Consider the following 15,648-nt stretch of genomic DNA (forward strand, 5'->3'; position numbering starts at 1 on the left):
GGCTGCCGGGCTCGTCACTTCCCAAGTCGGCCGGACTTCGTGCCCGGTTGCGGCAACCGCGTCATGGTGGCACACATCACAGCCAGCACCATGCCGCCGAGCAGGTAGACCAGGGGCCCGGCACCTGCGGCGAAGACCGCGTCGCCCTCGGCGCGGCCCATGCTCAGCCCGATGGTCGCGATCAGCCAGCCGGCGGCGGGCGCCCCCACCCCGAGCTGGGTGGCGGTCGCGTACCAGCCACCGAGGAAGAGCCCGGCCGTGGCGAGCAGCGCGAGCACCAACCCGCCCGGGAACCAGCCCCCTTGGGCGAGTGAACCGGCGATCCCGACGAGTGCGCCGAGCACCAGCAGCCCCAGATACGCGGCGATGCGCCCGGGTCTGAAGGTGAGCGGAGTGGTGAGCGGGGGCGCGGGCCGCCCCTCGGGGGCGCGCGTACTCACGCGTCCGCCCCGGCGTGCGGACCGGCGTGCGGGGCACCCTGGCCGGCACCGCTCGGGGCGGGCTCTCCGGCCGTACCGATCCCGGCGAAAAGGTCGCTCTCACGTTCGCCGGCGGGGGCCCCGGACGCGCCGTGCACCAGTTGGTAGTACTCGGTGGTGAAGATCGGCTGGCCGAGGTCGTTGGAGAGCGCGAAGAAGGGCCCGTCCACGGCGATCTGGGTGGCGTGGGCGCGCATCGCCGCCGTCTTCCGCCCGGCGTACGGTCCCCCGTCGACGGCCGCGGTGATCTCCGCGTCGGTCACGACGCCCGGGATGTCCTCGATCTCCGCGACACCGGGGAAGCCGGCGCCGGACGCGCGCAGCCGGGCGAAGCCCTCCTCGGCGACCGAACGCGGCACCCGGTTCCAGTAGATCTTGTCGATGGCGTGCGCGGCGCCCAGCTCCGGGCGGTACGCGGCCTCGGCCGCCAGTTCGGCGGCGCGCATGGCGACCCGGTGGGCCTGGATGTGGTCCGGGTGCCCGTACCCGCCCTGCGGGTCGTAGGTGACGAGCACCTGGGGGCGTACCTCGCGGATGACCGCCACGAGATACGGAGCCGCCTCGTCCACCGGGGTGCTCCAGAAGGCGCCCGGGCGGTCGTTCTGCGCCAGCCCCATCATCCCGGAGTCGCGGAACCTGCCCGGGCCGCCGAGGAAGCGGTGGTCGGTGACGCCCAGCTCGCGCATGGCGTCGGCGAGTTCGCCGACGCGGTGCGGGCCGAGCCGGTCCTCCCGGTCGGCGGCGAGATGGGCGAGCTCGGGCACGAGGACCTCACCCTCCTCGCCGAGGGTGCAGGTCACCAACGTGACCAGGGCGCCCTCGGCCGCGTACCCGGCCATGGTGGCGCCGTTGTTGATCGACTCGTCGTCCGGGTGCGCATGGACGAGCAGCAGACGGCGAGCGGGAAGATCGGTCATGGGGACAGCCTACGAGCCCCCACTGACAGCCGCCCGGGAACGCCCCGGAACCGGCCGGGAAGGGCCGTCCCGGCCCCCTCGGCGGCCGATGGCGGGCGACGGCCGAGGGGCGGTGCCGGAGCGTGATGCGCTGAGCAAAAATGGCCGATTACCGACGGCCGATGGCTAGAACTTGATGCCGCCGATCATCCCTGCCACGTTCGTGGTCAGTTCGCTGATGGTGGGGGCAATGGAGGAACTGGCCATGTAGAACCCGAGCAGCATGCAGACCACCGCGTGTCCCGCTTTCAGCCCGGACTTCCGGACCAGCAGGAAGACCACGATCGCCAGCAGCACCACCACGGAAATCGAGAGTGCCACGGCGGTTCACCTCCATAGATATTCAGTCGGGAAGACGCAGCGTGCATGTGCCCGGCTCATTCATACCCAGCTATCGCTAGGGATCATAACTATCCGTGCGTACGCATCGATCGGTGCACGGCAGCACACGGGGGCGCACGGACCTCCGCCGCCCGGAACACGAGGGACTAAGTTCGATCGCATGACATCCAGCTCCCCCCTGTCGTTCCCCCGGCAGCACGCCAGGACCCAGCGGTTCACGCTCGGCGCCCCGCGGTCGTTCACGGTCTCCCCGGACGGGACGCGGGTGGTCTTCCTGCGTTCTTCCACGGGGACGGACCGGGTGAACCGCCTCTGGGTGCTCGATCTCGACGGCTCCGGGGCGGGTTCGGGCGAGGCCCGGATCGCCGCCGACCCCGGCGTGCTGCTCGACGGCGCCTCGGAGCGCCTCCCGGCCGAGGAGCGGGCCCGGCGCGAACGCGCCCGGGAGGGGTCTGGAGGCATCGTGGGGTACGCGGTGGACGCGGAGGCCGAGCTGGCCGCGTTCGCCCTCTCAGGGCGCCTGTACGCGGCCGAGCTGCGGGCCGGGACGGCGCGGGAACTCCCCGTACGGGGACCGGTGATCGACCCGCGCCCCGCACCGGACGGCCGGCACGTCGCGTATGTGGCCGACGGGGCCCTGCGTGTCGTCGGGGCGGACGGCGAGGGCGACCGCCTGCTCGCGGGCCGTCAGGAGGGTGAAGGAAGCGCCGATGTCACCTACGGACTGGCCGAGTTCGTCGCCGCCGAGGAGATGAACCGTACCCGCGGCTATTGGTGGTCGCCCACGTCCGACCGGCTCTTGGTGGCCCGGGTGGACACCACGGCCGTAAGGCGCTGGTGGATCTCCGACCCGGCCCACCCGGACCGGGAACCGGCCCGGGTGGCGTACCCGGCGGCCGGTACGCCCAACGCGGACGTACGGCTCTTCCTCGTCCCGCTGGCGGACGGCGCGGAGGGAGCGGACCGTACGGAGGCCGACGCCACCGACGCGCCTCCTAAGGAGGTGGTGTGGGACCGCGTACGCCACCCGTATCTCGCCCGGGTCCACTGGTCCGCCGGGGGTCCCCCGCTGCTGCTCGTGCAGAGCCGGGACCAGCGCAGCCACCGCTACCTCACGGTGGATCCGGCCACCGGGGCGACCAGGACCGTCCACGAGGACGAGGACCCGGCGTGGCTCGAACTCTTCCCCGGGGTGCCCGCCTGGACCCCGGACGGGCGGCTCGTACGGGTGGCCGACGAGGGCGGCGCACGGGTCCTGATGGTGGGCGACCGGCCGCTGACCGGTCCCCAGCTCCATGTGCGGTCGGTGCTGGACATCGGCGAGCACGACATCCTGATCGCCGCCTCGGCCGGCGCGGAGGCCGACTCCCCCGAGACCGGCGAGATCCATGTCCACCGCGTCAGCGAGCTGGGTACGGAGCGGGTGTCGGCGGCCCCCGGGCTCCACTCGGCCGTCCGGTCGGGCGCGGTGACCGTGCTCGTCTCGACGCGCCTCGACACCTCGGGGGCCTCCGTCAGGGTCTTCCGGGAGGGTGAACAGCGCTCTTCGATCGCCTCGTACGCGGAGCCTCCGGCGCTCACGGCGCACGCACGGCTCACGGAGGGGGGCGCACAGAAAATTGCGTGCGCCGTCCTGCTCCCCACGGGCTACCAGGAGTCCCAGGGACCCCTGCCGGTACTGCTCGATCCGTACGGCGGTCCGCACGGCCAGCGCGTCGTCGCCGCCCAGAACGCGTACCTCACCTCGCAGTGGTTCGCCGACCAGGGCTTCGCGGTGCTCGTCGCCGACGGGCGCGGCACCCCCGGCCGCTCCCCCGCGTGGGAGAAGTCCATCCACCGGAACCTGCTGCTCACCCTGGACGACCAGATCGAGGCGCTGCACGACCTCGCCGGCCGGTTCCCGTTCGACCTGGGCCGGGTCGCGATCCGCGGCTGGTCGTACGGCGGCTACCTCGCCGGGCTCGCGGCGCTGCGCCGCCCGGATGTCTTCCACGCGGCGGTGGTCGGCGCGCCCGTCACCGATCTGCGCCTCTACGACACGCATTACATGGAGCGCTATCTCGGCACTCCGGAAGAGGCCCCCGAGGTCTATGCCGTCAACTCACTGGTGACGGACGACGGCCTCTCGTCGCCGGCCGACACCGCGCGCCCCATGATGATCGTCCATGGTCTCGCCGACGACAATGTGGTGGTCGCCCACGCGCTCCGGCTCTCCGGGGCGCTGCTGGCGGCCGGACGGCCCCATGAGGTTCTTCCGCTGTCCGGAGTGACGCACATGACGCCGCAGGAGGAGGTCGCGGAGAACCTGCTGCTCCTCCAGGTCGACTTCCTGAAGCGGTCACTGGGCATGGCGTGACCGGCGCGGACGCGGGCGGCTCAGGCGGCGCCGACGGCAACCGGCCGGGACTCCTGGAAGTCCCGGCCGGTTTACGGCACCCGCACGGCCGTACGCTCACTAGGCTGCCGGGTCCGTATATCGGTAACGGGTCCGCCAAGTTGCCTGCGTGTTAACGAAATTGTTGTGTTTTATCCACTTTCCTCCGCCAACCGGACGGTCGGAACGATCTTCCTCACCTCCGGGAAGTGACAGGCCGAGGGGTGCGCGACCGGCCCCGCCGCCGACCGGAAGACCTCAGGGACCGCCAGGAGAGGCACCTCGACGGCGCACCGCTCCCGCGCCTGCCGGCAGCGGGTGCGGAAGCGGCAGCCGGAGGGCGGGGCGGCCGGTGAGGGGACGTCCCCGGTGAGGATGATCCGTTCCCGGCGCCCGCGCGCCGTGGGGTCGGGGACCGGGACCGCCGAGAGCAGCGCCTGGGTGTACGGATGGGTGGGGTGGTCGTAGATCTCGGTGTCCGTACCGATCTCGGCGAGCCGCCCCAGATACATCACCCCGACGCGGTCGGAGATATGGCGGACGATCGACAGGTCGTGCGCGATGAAGAGATACGAGAGCGCGAACTCGTCCTGGAGACGTTCCATCAGATTGATGACCTGGGCCTGCACCGAGACATCCAGCGCCGAGACGGGTTCGTCGGCGACGATGATCTCCGGGTTGAGCGCGAGGCCGCGGGCGATGCCGATGCGCTGGCGCTGGCCGCCGGAGAACTGGTGCGGGTAGCGGTTGATGTACTCGGGGTTCAACCCCACCACATCCAGGAGTTCCCGGACCCTGCGGCGCCGGTCCCCCTTAGGGGCGGCCTCGGGGTGGATCTCGAACGGTTCCCCGACGATGTCCCCGACCGTCATACGGGGGTTGAGCGAGGTGTACGGGTCCTGGAACACCATCTGGATGTTCCGCCGCACCGCCTTCAGCGCCCGCCCCGAGAGCCTGGTGATGTCCTCGCCCCGGTAGTGGATCGCGCCCGAGGTCGGCCGCTCCAGATGGACCAGCAGCCTCGCCACGGTCGACTTGCCGCAGCCGGACTCCCCGACGATGCCCAGGGTCTCCCCGGCCGCCAGGCCGAAGGAGACGCCGTCGACGGCCCGCACCGCGCCGACCTGGCGTCTGAAGACGATGCCCTGGGTGAGCGGGAAGTGCTTGACCAGATCGCGCACCTCCAGCAGCGGCTCCGCCCGCGGTGTCTCAGCCATCGAGCGTCTCCTCCCAGAAGTGGCAGGCGCTCCGCCGCTCCCCCACCGGGCGGTCCGCCCCGGCCGGCTCCGTCGCCGGGCGCCCCTCCCCGGCCGGCTCCGCCGCCCTGTGCCCCCGGCCCGCCTCCGTCACCTCGTACAGCGGCGGCACCTCCGTACGGCACCGGTCGCGTGCCCTCGGGCAGCGCGGGTGGAAGGCGCAGCCGGCCGGGATCTTCAGCAGGCTGGGCGGCAGCCCCTTGATCGCGTACAGTTCGCGGCCCTTCCGGTCCAGCCGCGGGATCGAGTCCAGCAGCCCCCGCGTGTACGGATGCGCCGGCCGCCGGTAGATCTCGTGCACCGGGGCCGTCTCCACGACGCGCCCCGCGTACATCACCGCGATCGTGTCGGCGACATCCGCGACCACACCCAGGTCATGAGTGATCAGGATCAGCCCCATGGCGTACTCACGCCGCAACTCCGCGAGCAGATCCATCACCTGGGCCTGGACGGTCACGTCGAGCGCCGTCGTCGGCTCGTCCGCGATGATCAGATCGGGCTCCAGCGCCAGCGCCATCGCGATCATGATGCGCTGCCGCATCCCGCCCGAGAACTGGTGCGGGTAGTCGTTCACCCGCTCCTTGGCGGCCGGGATACGGACCCGGTCCATCAGCTCGACGGCCTTCGCGCGCGCCTGTTTACGCCCCGTTCCCCGGTGAACCTCGAACATTTCCCCTAGTTGGGCGCCCACGGTGAGGACGGGGTTGAGCGAGGAGAGCGCGTCCTGGAAGATCATCGCCATCTCGGCGCCCCTGATCCCGCGCCGCTGCTCCTCCTTGAGCTTCAGCAGGTCCCGGCCCCGGAAGAGCACCTCGCCGCCGGTGACCCGGCCCGGCGGTGTGTCGAGGATCCCCATGACCGCCTGCGCGGTCACGGACTTACCGGAGCCCGACTCACCGAGCACGGCCAGCGTCTCGCCCGCCGCCACCGCGTACGAGACGCCGTTGACGGCCTTGGCGACGCCTTCGCGGGTCCGGAACTCCACGTGGAGGTCGCGTACATCGAGCAGCGGCATGGCGGGGCTCCTCAGCGCAGCTTGGGGTCGAGGGCGTCGCGTACCGCGTCGCCGAGCATGATGAAGGCGAGCACCGTGACCGCCAGCGCCCCGGCCGGCCAGAGCAGCATGTGCGGGGCGTTGCGGATGTACGGGGAGGCGTCCGAGATGTCGATCCCCCAGGAGACCGTCGGAGGTTTGAGACCCACTCCGAGATACGAGAGGGTCGCCTCCAGTGCGATGAACGTACCCAGCGCGATGGTCGCCACGACGATCACCGGCGCGACCGCGTTGGGCAGCACATGCCGCAGCAGCATCCGCGGGGTGGAGGCGCCGAGCGCCCGCGCCGCCTGGACGTAGTCGTTCTGTTTGACGGTGATCACGGAGCCGCGGGCGATCCGGGAGATCTGCGGCCAGCCGAGCAGCACCATGAAGCCGATCACCGGCCAGACGGTGGCGCTGGTGACCACGGAGAGCAGCACCAGCCCGCCGAGAACGACGGGGATCCCGAAGAAGATGTCGGTGGCCCGGGAGAGGACCGCGTCCCAGAAGCCGCCGAAGAATCCGGCGAGCCCGCCGAGGACCGAGCCGACGACGGCGACACCGAGGCTGGCGAGGACGCCGACGACGACGGAGGTCCTGGCGCCGTACACGGTACGGGTGTAGACGTCGCAGCCCTGCGCGGTGAAGCCGAAGGGCGCGCCGGGGCGGGAGCCGTCCTGCGCGTCGGCGAGATGGCAGGAGAGCGGGTTGCCACTGGCGATCAGCGACGGCCGGATCGCGATGGCCACCAGGAAGAGGATGACCAGCGCGGAGAGGAGGAAGACGGGGTCGCGCCGCAGATCCCGCCAGGCGTCGGACCACAGGCTGCGCGCCCGCCCCTCGTACCGGTCCCGGGCGGGGTCTCCGGTATGACCGGAGTCTCCAGTACTACCGGAGCCGCCAGTATGACCGGAGCCACCGGTATGACCGGAGTCGCCGGGCTCGGCAGGGCGGAGGAGCTGCGGGTCACGCATACCGGATCCTCGGGTCGAGTACGGCGTACAAGAGGTCGACCAGCAGGTTCGCGACCAGGAAGACCAGCACGAGCACGGTCACGAACCCCACCACGGTCTGGGTGTTCTGGCGCAGGATCCCCTGGTAGAGCTGGAATCCGACGCCGTGGATGTTGAAGATCCGCTCGGTGACGATGGCGCCGCCCATCAGGGCGCCGATGTCCGTACCGATGAAGGTGACCACCGGGATCAGTGAATTGCGCAGCAGATGCCTGACGATCACGCGCCTCCTGGGGAGCCCCTTGGCGACGGCGGTACGGACGTAGTCGGCGCGGGCGTTCTCGGCGATGGACGTCCGGGTGAGCCGGGTGACGTACGCGAGGGAGACCGACGCGAGCACCAGCCCCGGCAGGATCAGCTCGCCGAGCGGCGCCGCCGGGGAGACCGAGGGCTCGATGACCTTCCACTGGACGCCGAGGAGGAGTTGCGCCAGCAGTCCGATGACAAAAGTCGGTACGGAGATCACGACAAGCGTCAGCATCAGCAGCGACGTGTCCACCGGGCGCCCCCGGCGCAATCCGGAGAGCACACCGAAGACGATCCCGATGACGACCTCGAAGAAGATGGCGACCAGCGTCAGCCGGATGGTGATGGGGAACGCGGTGGCCATCAGGTCGAGGACCCGCTGCCCGTTGAACGCGGTGCCGAAGTCGCCGGAGAAGACGTTCCCCATATAGGTGAGGTACTGCCGCCAGACCGGCTGGTCGAGGCCGAAGTCCTGGCGCAGCCGCGCCTCGGTCGCGGGGTCGCACTGCCGTTCGCCGCAGAGGCCGGCGACGGGATCGCCCATCACATTGACCATGAGGAAGATCAGCAGCGTGGCGCCGATGAAGACCGGGATCATCTGGAGCAGGCGCCTGATCACATAACGTCCCATGCGGGCTCCGGGGGAAGGTTCGTCCATGGACAACAGCCGGCGAATACATCACTTACGTCACTACTTACGTCACCGAGCGCATCACTGGGCACATCACCGGGCGCATCGGTGAGCGGAGAGGCGCCTGCGGGGAGGAGCTCGGCCGAGCACGTCAGCGAACGGTGATCTCGTTGTAGACCGGGACGCTGAACGCGTTCAGCTCCACCCGCGAGACCCGGTCCGAGTACCCCGCGCTGCCGTTCTGGTACCAGAGCGGGATGGCGGCCATCTGGTCCCGTACGACCGCCTCGGCCTGCTGGAACTTCCGGATCCCCGTCTTCTCGTCGCTCTCGGCGTTGGCCTCGTCGACGAGCCGGTCGAAGCGCGGGTCGCTCCACTTGCCGTCGTTGGACGAGGCGTTGGTGTAGTAGAGGGGCTGGAGGAAGTTCTGGATCAGCGGATAGTCCATCTGCCAGCCAGCCCGGAAGGGTCCGGTGAGCTTCTTCCGCCCGATCTGGTTGCGGAAGTCCGCGAAGGTGCCGACGGGGCGGCCGACGCACGCCTTGTCCTTGCCGAGCGCGTTGTTGATGCTGTTGCAGACGGCGTCGACCCACTCCTTGTGGGAGCCGGTGTCCGCGTTGTACGTGATGGTGAGCCGCCCGTGCGGGATGCCACCGCCCTCCCGGATCAGCCGCTTCGCGGCGGCCGCGTCGTACCGGCACGCCGCCCCGCAGAGCCCGGCCTGGTAGCCGCCGTCCGCGCCGAGCACCGGTGAGGTCCAGTCGGTGGCCGGGGTGCGCGTGCCCCGGAAGATCGTCTTGGTGATCTGCGCGCGGTTGATCGCCCGGGAGAGCCCGGTACGGACCTTGACGGCCTTCGGGGTGTTCCACGCCTTGTCGTAGTAGGGGAAGGCGAGGGTCTGGATGATGCCGGCGGGGCTGTTGATGTAACGCCCGTTCAGATCCGACCGTACGTTCTTGAGCTGCGCGGCGGGGACGTCGTCGACCAGGTCGAGGTTGCCGGCGACGAGGTCGGTGTAGGCGGTGTTGTTGTCCGTGTAGACCATCAGATCGACGCCACCATTACGCGCCTTGTCGGCGCCCGGGTACTCCTTCCAGGTCCTCAGCGACATCTGGGCGCCCCTGGTGTACTGCCGTACGGCGTAAGGACCGTTCCCGACCGGCTTGGCGAGCCACTCCGCGTGGTGGTCGAAGAACGCCCGGGGAAGCGGCGCGAAGGCCGCGTAGCCGAGGGTGTCGGGCCAGCTGGAGAAGCGCTGCGAGAGCTTGACGGTGAAGGTACGCGGGCCGGTGACCCGCAGACCGGTGAGCGTCGGGGCGGTCGGCTTGCCCGACTCCGGGTGGACCTTGTCGTATCCGTCGATGTACTGGAAGAAGTAGGCGTTCTTCTGACTGTTCTTGATGTTGGCGCCGTAGTTCCAGGCGTCCACGAAGGAGCGCGCGGTGACCTTCTCGCCGTTGCTGAAGGTCCAGCCGTCCTTGACGGTGACGGTGAAGTGCGTGGAGTCCTGGGTCTCGATCTTCTCGGCGAGCGCGTCCTCGGCCTTGCCGGTCTTCGGGTTGTACCGCTTGAGCCCCCGGAAGATCATGTCGAGGACCTTGCCGCCCTGGACCTCGTTGGTGTTCGCGGGCTCCAGCGGATTCTGCGGGTCCCCCCACGAGGACCGCACCACCCCCTCCGCACCACTCCCGAGAGCGGCCGAGTCACCCCCACCGCAGCCGGTCGCCGCCGCGACCACGAGGCCGAGGGCCAGGGTGTACGAGGCTGCCTTGTACGGGCCCATCCGGTACGAGGCCCAGGCGCCACGCCCGGTGGTGTACGCGGCTCCGCCTCCGCGCGCGGCTCCTCGCATGGGCGTACCTCCTAGGGTGCCGGGCCACGGTGACCAGGGGTGCGGGGTTGCGGGGCCCGGCGACGACTCGGCGTAACCGGACCGGCCCTCAATATCCACCCATAGAGCCGCAATAAGCACATTCAACTCACCCGAACGGAGCCCCGGTCCTCCGGATGCGGGCCCCGGCCCGTACGACGGAGGGCCGGGTGAGCACGGTGACGGCGAGCGAGGCGACGGCCAGCACCGTCATGGTGACCCCGGGGCCGAGCCACTGGGCCGCGCCGCCGGCGAGCGCCGCGCCGATCCCCTGCCAGGTCATCCGCCCCGCGGACTCGACCCCCTGGACCTGCCCGCGCACGGCGTCCGGCGTGAGCGCGAGCAGCCGTTCCTGGAGCGGGAGCGTGGCGGCGAACCCGGCCCCGGCCACGAACACCGCGGCCAGGGCGACGGGGGTCGGCGGGTGGAGGGCGAAGACGAGAAACGGCGCGGCGAGCAGCAGCCGCAGGCCGAACGCACTGCGCCGCCGCCACTCGGCGGTGAGCAGCCGCCCGACGACCAGGTCCCCGAGCAGCAGCCCGCCCGAGCAGGCGGCCAGCAGGACCCCGGCGCCGTCCGGGTCGTACGAGAGGAAGAGCGCCTCGCACCCGACGATCAGCCCGTTCGGAATCCAGAGGTTGACCAGCAGCGCCCGCTGCCCCGGGTGGGCGAAGAGCGCGGCATTGGCCGTCCAGGTCTGCCGCAGCCCGGGCCGGCGGGCCGGCCGTATGGACCGTTCCCGTACGGTCAGGGCCACCACCCCGAGCCCGGTCCCGGTGAGGGCGGCGGCGAGAACGAAGACCTCCTGGGGCGTCAGATACCGGAGCAGTACGGCGCCGAGGGCGTAGCCGAGGATCGCCGTGGCGCCGGAGGTGATGTTCATCAGGGAGCGCGCGAGCGCGTACGAGGCGCCCGGCACGACCTCGGCGAGCAGCCCCATCCGCGCGCCGGTCCCCAGGGCCTGGAAGAACCCCACCACCGCGAGAAGCCCGAACCGCACACCGAGCGGCACCCCCGGCACCGCCTGCACGGCAACCCCCACCAGGGACAGAAGCTGAATCCGCACAAGCACCCGCCGCGGCCGCCCCCCGTCGGCGACCGACATCAGGGTCAGCGCCCCCAGCACGGTGGCGAAGGTGGCGCCGTACATACTCACGGCGGTCAGGAACGGGGACCGAGTCTGCCGGCTGACCAGCGTCCCGAGCGCGAACCCCGAGGTGGTGCTCGCGGCGACGCTCAGCGTGAAGCTGACGTACAGCCCGGCGAACTCGCGATTGCGGAGCAGGGCGCGGTAGCCGGTGGCAGGGGGTGCGGTGGGAGCGCCGGACGGGGCGGGCGCGTCAGGGATGTTCGGAGGGGTTGGCGTGTCAGATGTGTTGGGAGACATGAAAAAAGCCTCCGAACACACCCATGGGGGCGCCGGAGGCGAACGCGTACATTCTAGCAGTTGGGGGCTGGGACAGGCAGCCGATATCTCACACCCACCCTGGCACGGCGCCGTTCACCCCCAACGCTCACACACCCCACTACCCATCCCTCGCGAACACGGTCCGCACCTACAGAACGCCCCGTCACCCCTACGTACACGAAGTTGCCAAGGCAAGCAGATCCGTCAATGCGTCGGCCAGGTCCTCCCGCGAGTTGATCTGCCGATGCTCATCGCCGACCTCGCCCGAAAGTCGCCTGACGTCACTCGACCCATTCGACGCGCCATTCCCCCTCCCTGAAGAACCCCTCCAGGGAATCGCGACCCTCGACCCAGTAGTCACCGCAGCCACGCTTGAACTCTCGATCATAGGCCATCAAAATCAGGTAACTCGGCGGAGAGTCAAGAAGCTCTTCAATTTTGACGAACTTACCGGCGTCATCCCCTGAAATGATCCGCCCAATCCTTCCCGTCTCCATCACGGAACGTTCCCCTCGTCGGCAGTTTTCCCGCGCTGCGATCCTCTGAAATCGAAACCCGCCGCAGGTACGCGATTCTCAGCGCGAGGGAAACTGCGTGAGCCCTTGGCCCCAATCATCTGCCGCCCGCATCAACCCGGCCCGGTCCGTCTCGATGTCGATCGCGTATTGATAGATGTCCAGGTCTCCGTTCGGCTGCGGAGGCGCGGCCTCAAGGGAGAGGTGGACTCGCACCACTCCTCTGCCGTCGTGCCACCGGACCTGGCTGAAGGCGAGGACCGGCTCCAGGAAAATCAGGGACGGAGCCAGGCTCCCTTCCGGGTCCGGCGTCGCGTCCAGCGTCCGGCCGTCCGCGACGGCGCGCAGCCACGCGGACATCTGAATGGCCTCGTCAACCAGCAGACATGCGTCAGTGAAGGACCAACTCGCTGCTGGAGTGGTGACTTCAGCCCCGATGACGAGCCAGTTGTCGTCCCAGCGGTTACCGCTGACCTCGGGGAACTGGTAGCGGAGTGGCCGCAGGTCGATTCCGGCCGCCTGATCAGCAAGTCGCATCGCTGAAGGATGCCACGACTGCGGCAACCGGTACCGGACGGTGGACGACGAACTGAGCGGTACGCACACGTCTGCGGCGCCCGGGTCCAGCGTCAGACGCCAGGCCCGTGGCCAGGGGACGCCGTCGGGGTCCCGTTGGTCATCCCTGCCCGCCGCCCCATCCGTCCCCGCCATCCCATCCGTCCCGTACGGTCACGGGTTCGTCGGCCGGCAGCCGCAGTTCCGGGCCCTCGTCCAGCAGCAGAACGATGGCGGACCGCTCGGGCCGTTCGGGTCGCTCCGCCACGCCGGGGGTGCCGGGCGTACCGGACTCGCTACGTACCGCCCGGACCGTGTGCCACGCGCCCCACATCCGTACGGAGTGCCCAGGACGTACGGCGATCGCGCCGACCTCCGTGCCGCCCGGGACGGGCCTGGTGCCCGGCGCCTTCAGCTCGGCCCAGACAGTCTTCCCGGTCCCGCCGGGCCGCGCCTCGACACCCCACCGTTCCGACATCGCCTCCACCAGTAACAGCCCCCGCCCGCCTGCCTCGTCGTCCCGAGGTGCCCGCACCGCAGGCCGGCCGGTACCGGCGTCGCTCACCTCAAGCCGCACCGTCTCGTCCACCGGCGACCGTACGATCCGCACCCCCACCTGCCGGTCGCTCGGCACACGCACCCGCAGCGCGTTCGTCACCAGCTCCGAGAGGATCAACTCCCCTGCCTCCGCGACATCCTCCCCAACTCCCCAACTCTCCAGTGCGGCGCGGAGTGCGGCGCGGGCGCGGGGAACGCTGCTGCGGCGTCGTGTCAGCCGGAAGATGACTTCGCTTGCGCTGAAATGCTCTGCCATGACGCCCCCTGAGGGTCCGGTGGATTGGCGGCCACTGGTCAAACCCGCTCGATGCAAGGGGATATGTGACCTCTGACACGCAGAGAGTGCGGGGAGACGGAGCGCTCGCGCAACGTTGAAGGTAATTCTGGCCTTAGATTCATCCTTTCGTGGAAATTCTGGCCTTCGATCCTTGGGCTCTGGTAGGCAGATACCTATGCCAAACGTGAAGCCATCCACCGTGCTCGGACGCCAACTCGGTGATGAACTGCGCCGGTTCCGCGAAGTCGCCGGCCTCACCACCACCCACGCGGCCGAGGCCCTGGACTGCACCAAGGGCAAGATCAGCAGGATCGAGAACGGCCACGTACCGCTCCGCACGCCGGATCTGATCGCGCTCATGCTGGCGTACGGCGTGAACGACCCGGAGGCACGCGAACGCCTCGGAGCGCTGGCGCGCACGGCCAACCGGCGCCGCCGCGAGGGCTGGTGGCACCAGTACGGTGCGGTGCTCGGGGACGCGTACCGCGACCAGATCGAGCTGGAGGCCATCTGCGACACGATTCGGACGTATCAGGTGCAACTCATCCCCGGCCTTCTGCAGACCGCCGAGTACGGACGCACGGTCACCGTGGCCTCACGGGCATGGCAGACACCTGAGGAGATCGACCAGTTCGTGCAGGTGCGACTGGCCCGGCAGGAACGGCTCGCCTGCGAAGCCCCCATTCAGTTCTGGGCGGTGCTCTCGGAAGGAGTTCTGCGACAGCAGGTCGGGGGCCCTGCGGTGATGCGAGCGCAACTGGAACACATGGCCGCGCTGGCGGAACGGCCCAACATCACCGTCCAGATACTCCCGTTCTCACGGGGCGCCCACTCGGGTATGTTCGGCCCGTACCTGCTGCTCAGCTTTCCCCAGTGGGCATCGCTGGACCTCGTCCTGTCGGAGACTCCGACCGGCAACATCTGGTTGGAGCGGGACCGCGAAGTCGCCCAGTACCGGACCCTCTTCGACGATGCGCGGACCACAGCGCTGCCGCCGACGGAATCGCTTGCTCTGATCCATCGTGTCGCCAAGGAGTATCAGCTATGAGCCACGGAGCCCATATACCGCCGGACGTAGCGGAAACGGGATGGCGCACGAGCAGCTACAGCGGCGGCCAGGGCGACTGCGTCGAGGTGGCCGTCAACGCCCCGGCCCTCACCCCGGTACGCGACAGCAAGCGCCCCGCCGGGCCCGTGCTCGCCTTCAGCCACGACGCATGGCGCACGTTCCTCACGCGCCTGAGCTGAACTGCGCCGAAGGCGACACCCCTCGGGCACGCTGTTCAGCCTCGACGCTGCCGGACTTCGTCCCGTATCTCTTGAACGGTCCGCGCCGCCGCGTCGAGGTCGATGGCGTCGGGGTCCTGGGCGTCCTCGGATGCGAAGAACGCGACGTAGGCAGCGGTGTTGTCATCACCCCACGCGCACACGGGAATGACGGACGTCAGCCCCTCGTCCTCGGTGACCAGGACCGTGCATGTCAGATCGGTATCCGACCCTTCCGGCCTGATGGTCTTCGGCGGATTGGGCTCGCTCGTCCCGTCCGCGCTCCTCATGCTGCGCAGAAGGATCGCCCTCTCCTCAGCAGGGTTCTTGAACTGCCCGTACGTTCCCCCGAGGATGAGCCCGCTCCCCGTATCCGCTTCGGCGTCCGCGTCGGCATTCCCGTCGGTACTCGTGTATGTACCGAGGATCGCCTGCGTATAGCGCGCGCCCGGTCCGTCGCCATATCCTTCCTGCTTCGCCTGTTCGTTTGTTTCCGCGCTTTCGTCCTTGAGGAGCGCGTATTCGTCATCCAGGAGAGTCTTCGGCACGGTGAGCCGGTAATCGGCCGCCGGAAAGTCGTCGGAGGGCGGTCCGGCGGAAGAGGAAGAGGTCGCCCGATTGCCAAGCTGGGAGAGAACGAACAGCCCCACGACCGACGCCACGACGATGCCAAGGATCTGCCAGGTCCGATCCTTACGCGGAGGCGGCCCCGGAGGGAACTGCCCCCCAGGGAGCTTGCCCCGCACACGGCGGCGGGAGCTGCTGCTGGTACGGCCCGGGAGGGCACGGCTGGGGGGCGTACGGATTCGGGGGTACGGAGGCAGGGATGGAATGATCATGAAGCGTATACGCATAAAGGGCCACAG

The 15,648-nt window shown here is 69.7% G+C and carries 16 protein-coding genes; 3 read left to right on the forward strand and 13 right to left on the reverse strand.

The features are described from left to right. Positions 1-14: 14 nt before the first annotated feature. The 3 genes from AB0O07_RS15305 to AB0O07_RS15315 all read right to left on the reverse strand — a co-directional run bounded on the left by AB0O07_RS15305 (position 15) and on the right by AB0O07_RS15315 (position 1,756). Entirely contained in the window at positions 15-440 is a 426-nt protein-coding gene (locus AB0O07_RS15305; RefSeq protein ID WP_365632319.1) for a DUF6113 family protein, read from the reverse strand. Then, positions 437-1,396: an N-acetyl-1-D-myo-inositol-2-amino-2-deoxy-alpha-D-glucopyranoside deacetylase gene (gene mshB, locus AB0O07_RS15310; protein ID WP_365632322.1), complete on the reverse strand. Its 960-nt coding sequence runs from the start codon at positions 1,394-1,396 to the stop codon at positions 437-439. The genes AB0O07_RS15305 and mshB overlap by 4 nt, the downstream gene beginning before the upstream one ends. Before the next feature lie 165 nt (positions 1,397-1,561). Then, a complete protein-coding gene (locus AB0O07_RS15315) occupies positions 1,562-1,756 on the reverse strand; it encodes a hypothetical protein (RefSeq protein WP_365632325.1) in 195 nt (64 codons plus the stop codon). Between the two features lie 181 nt (positions 1,757-1,937). On the opposite strand from AB0O07_RS15315, the gene AB0O07_RS15320 reads away from it, so the two are divergent. After that, positions 1,938-4,133 carry a prolyl oligopeptidase family serine peptidase gene (locus tag AB0O07_RS15320; protein WP_365632328.1) on the forward strand — a complete coding sequence of 732 codons (2,196 nt, stop codon included), beginning with the start codon at positions 1,938-1,940 and terminating at the stop codon, positions 4,131-4,133. Between the two features lie 170 nt (positions 4,134-4,303). Here AB0O07_RS15320 and AB0O07_RS15325 read toward each other — a convergent pair whose 3' ends face one another. From AB0O07_RS15325 to AB0O07_RS15365, 9 genes are all read right to left on the reverse strand, one after another. Next, positions 4,304-5,368, reverse strand: a complete 1,065-nt coding sequence (locus AB0O07_RS15325) for a dipeptide ABC transporter ATP-binding protein (RefSeq protein WP_365632331.1) — start codon at positions 5,366-5,368, stop codon at positions 4,304-4,306. Beyond that, the gene (locus AB0O07_RS15330) at positions 5,361-6,422 is read right to left on the reverse strand and encodes an ABC transporter ATP-binding protein (RefSeq protein WP_365632334.1); all 1,062 of its coding nucleotides are present in this window, start codon (positions 6,420-6,422) and stop codon (positions 5,361-5,363) included. The genes AB0O07_RS15325 and AB0O07_RS15330 overlap by 8 nt, the downstream gene beginning before the upstream one ends. A gap of 11 nt (positions 6,423-6,433) precedes the next feature. After that, positions 6,434-7,417 carry an ABC transporter permease gene (locus AB0O07_RS15335; protein WP_365632337.1) on the reverse strand — a complete coding sequence of 328 codons (984 nt, stop codon included), beginning with the start codon at positions 7,415-7,417 and terminating at the stop codon, positions 6,434-6,436. Continuing rightward, on the reverse strand, positions 7,410-8,333 hold the full coding sequence (locus AB0O07_RS15340; RefSeq protein ID WP_365632340.1) for an ABC transporter permease: 924 nt from the start codon (positions 8,331-8,333) through the stop codon (positions 7,410-7,412). Before AB0O07_RS15340 ends, AB0O07_RS15335 begins: the two co-directional genes overlap by 8 nt. A 151-nt stretch (positions 8,334-8,484) precedes the next feature. Further along, positions 8,485-10,116: an ABC transporter substrate-binding protein gene (locus AB0O07_RS15345; protein WP_365633081.1), complete on the reverse strand. Its 1,632-nt coding sequence runs from the start codon at positions 10,114-10,116 to the stop codon at positions 8,485-8,487. A 196-nt stretch (positions 10,117-10,312) separates the two neighbouring features. Further along, positions 10,313-11,590 (reverse strand): hypothetical protein, encoded by a 1,278-nt coding sequence (locus tag AB0O07_RS15350; protein WP_365632343.1) that lies wholly within the window; start codon positions 11,588-11,590, stop codon positions 10,313-10,315. 302 nt (positions 11,591-11,892) lie between these two features. Next, complete coding sequence (locus tag AB0O07_RS15355) at positions 11,893-12,108, reverse strand: hypothetical protein (RefSeq protein WP_365633084.1); 216 nt, start codon at positions 12,106-12,108, stop codon at positions 11,893-11,895. Positions 12,109-12,186: 78 nt separating this feature from the next. Continuing rightward, entirely contained in the window at positions 12,187-12,663 is a 477-nt protein-coding gene (locus AB0O07_RS15360; RefSeq protein WP_365632345.1) for a hypothetical protein, read from the reverse strand. A 139-nt stretch (positions 12,664-12,802) separates the two neighbouring features. Beyond that, complete coding sequence (locus AB0O07_RS15365) at positions 12,803-13,495, reverse strand: ATP-binding protein (protein ID WP_365632348.1); 693 nt, start codon at positions 13,493-13,495, stop codon at positions 12,803-12,805. 196 nt (positions 13,496-13,691) lie between these two features. Here AB0O07_RS15365 and AB0O07_RS15370 point away from each other — a divergent pair, with 196 nt between their 5' ends. After that, positions 13,692-14,564: a helix-turn-helix transcriptional regulator gene (locus tag AB0O07_RS15370; protein ID WP_365632351.1), complete on the forward strand. Its 873-nt coding sequence runs from the start codon at positions 13,692-13,694 to the stop codon at positions 14,562-14,564. Next, positions 14,561-14,764 (forward strand): DUF397 domain-containing protein, encoded by a 204-nt coding sequence (locus tag AB0O07_RS15375; RefSeq protein WP_365632353.1) that lies wholly within the window; start codon positions 14,561-14,563, stop codon positions 14,762-14,764. Before AB0O07_RS15370 ends, AB0O07_RS15375 begins: the two co-directional genes overlap by 4 nt. A 35-nt stretch (positions 14,765-14,799) precedes the next feature. Here the strand turns inward: AB0O07_RS15375 and AB0O07_RS15380 are convergent, their stop codons facing one another. Next, entirely contained in the window at positions 14,800-15,432 is a 633-nt protein-coding gene (locus AB0O07_RS15380) for a hypothetical protein (protein ID WP_365632356.1), read from the reverse strand. Positions 15,433-15,648 lie beyond the last annotated feature (216 nt).

Origin of the sequence: Streptomyces sp. NPDC093085 (genome assembly GCF_040683935.1) — a bacterium.
Classification (GTDB): Bacteria; Actinomycetota; Actinomycetes; order Streptomycetales; family Streptomycetaceae; genus Streptomyces.

Bases quoted from the DNA above. Each gene is read 5' to 3' on its own strand.
- mshB (WP_365632322.1), bottom strand. From the start codon at position 1,396: ATGACCGATCTTCCCGCTCGCCGTCTGCTGCTCGTCCATGCGCACCCG.
- AB0O07_RS15320 (WP_365632328.1), top strand. From the start codon at position 1,938: ATGACATCCAGCTCCCCCCTGTCGTTCCCCCGGCAGCACGCCAGGACC.
- AB0O07_RS15325 (WP_365632331.1), bottom strand. From the start codon at position 5,368: ATGGCTGAGACACCGCGGGCGGAGCCGCTGCTGGAGGTGCGCGATCTG.
- AB0O07_RS15330 (WP_365632334.1), bottom strand. From the start codon at position 6,422: ATGCCGCTGCTCGATGTACGCGACCTCCACGTGGAGTTCCGGACCCGC.
- AB0O07_RS15335 (WP_365632337.1), bottom strand. From the start codon at position 7,417: ATGCGTGACCCGCAGCTCCTCCGCCCTGCCGAGCCCGGCGACTCCGGT.
- AB0O07_RS15340 (WP_365632340.1), bottom strand. From the start codon at position 8,333: ATGGGACGTTATGTGATCAGGCGCCTGCTCCAGATGATCCCGGTCTTC.
- AB0O07_RS15345 (WP_365633081.1), bottom strand. From the start codon at position 10,116: ATGGGCCCGTACAAGGCAGCCTCGTACACCCTGGCCCTCGGCCTCGTG.
- AB0O07_RS15350 (WP_365632343.1), bottom strand. From the start codon at position 11,590: ATGTCTCCCAACACATCTGACACGCCAACCCCTCCGAACATCCCTGAC.
- AB0O07_RS15355 (WP_365633084.1), bottom strand. From the start codon at position 12,108: ATGGAGACGGGAAGGATTGGGCGGATCATTTCAGGGGATGACGCCGGT.
- AB0O07_RS15360 (WP_365632345.1), bottom strand. From the start codon at position 12,663: ATGCGACTTGCTGATCAGGCGGCCGGAATCGACCTGCGGCCACTCCGC.
- AB0O07_RS15365 (WP_365632348.1), bottom strand. From the start codon at position 13,495: ATGGCAGAGCATTTCAGCGCAAGCGAAGTCATCTTCCGGCTGACACGA.
- AB0O07_RS15370 (WP_365632351.1), top strand. From the start codon at position 13,692: ATGCCAAACGTGAAGCCATCCACCGTGCTCGGACGCCAACTCGGTGAT.
- AB0O07_RS15375 (WP_365632353.1), top strand. From the start codon at position 14,561: ATGAGCCACGGAGCCCATATACCGCCGGACGTAGCGGAAACGGGATGG.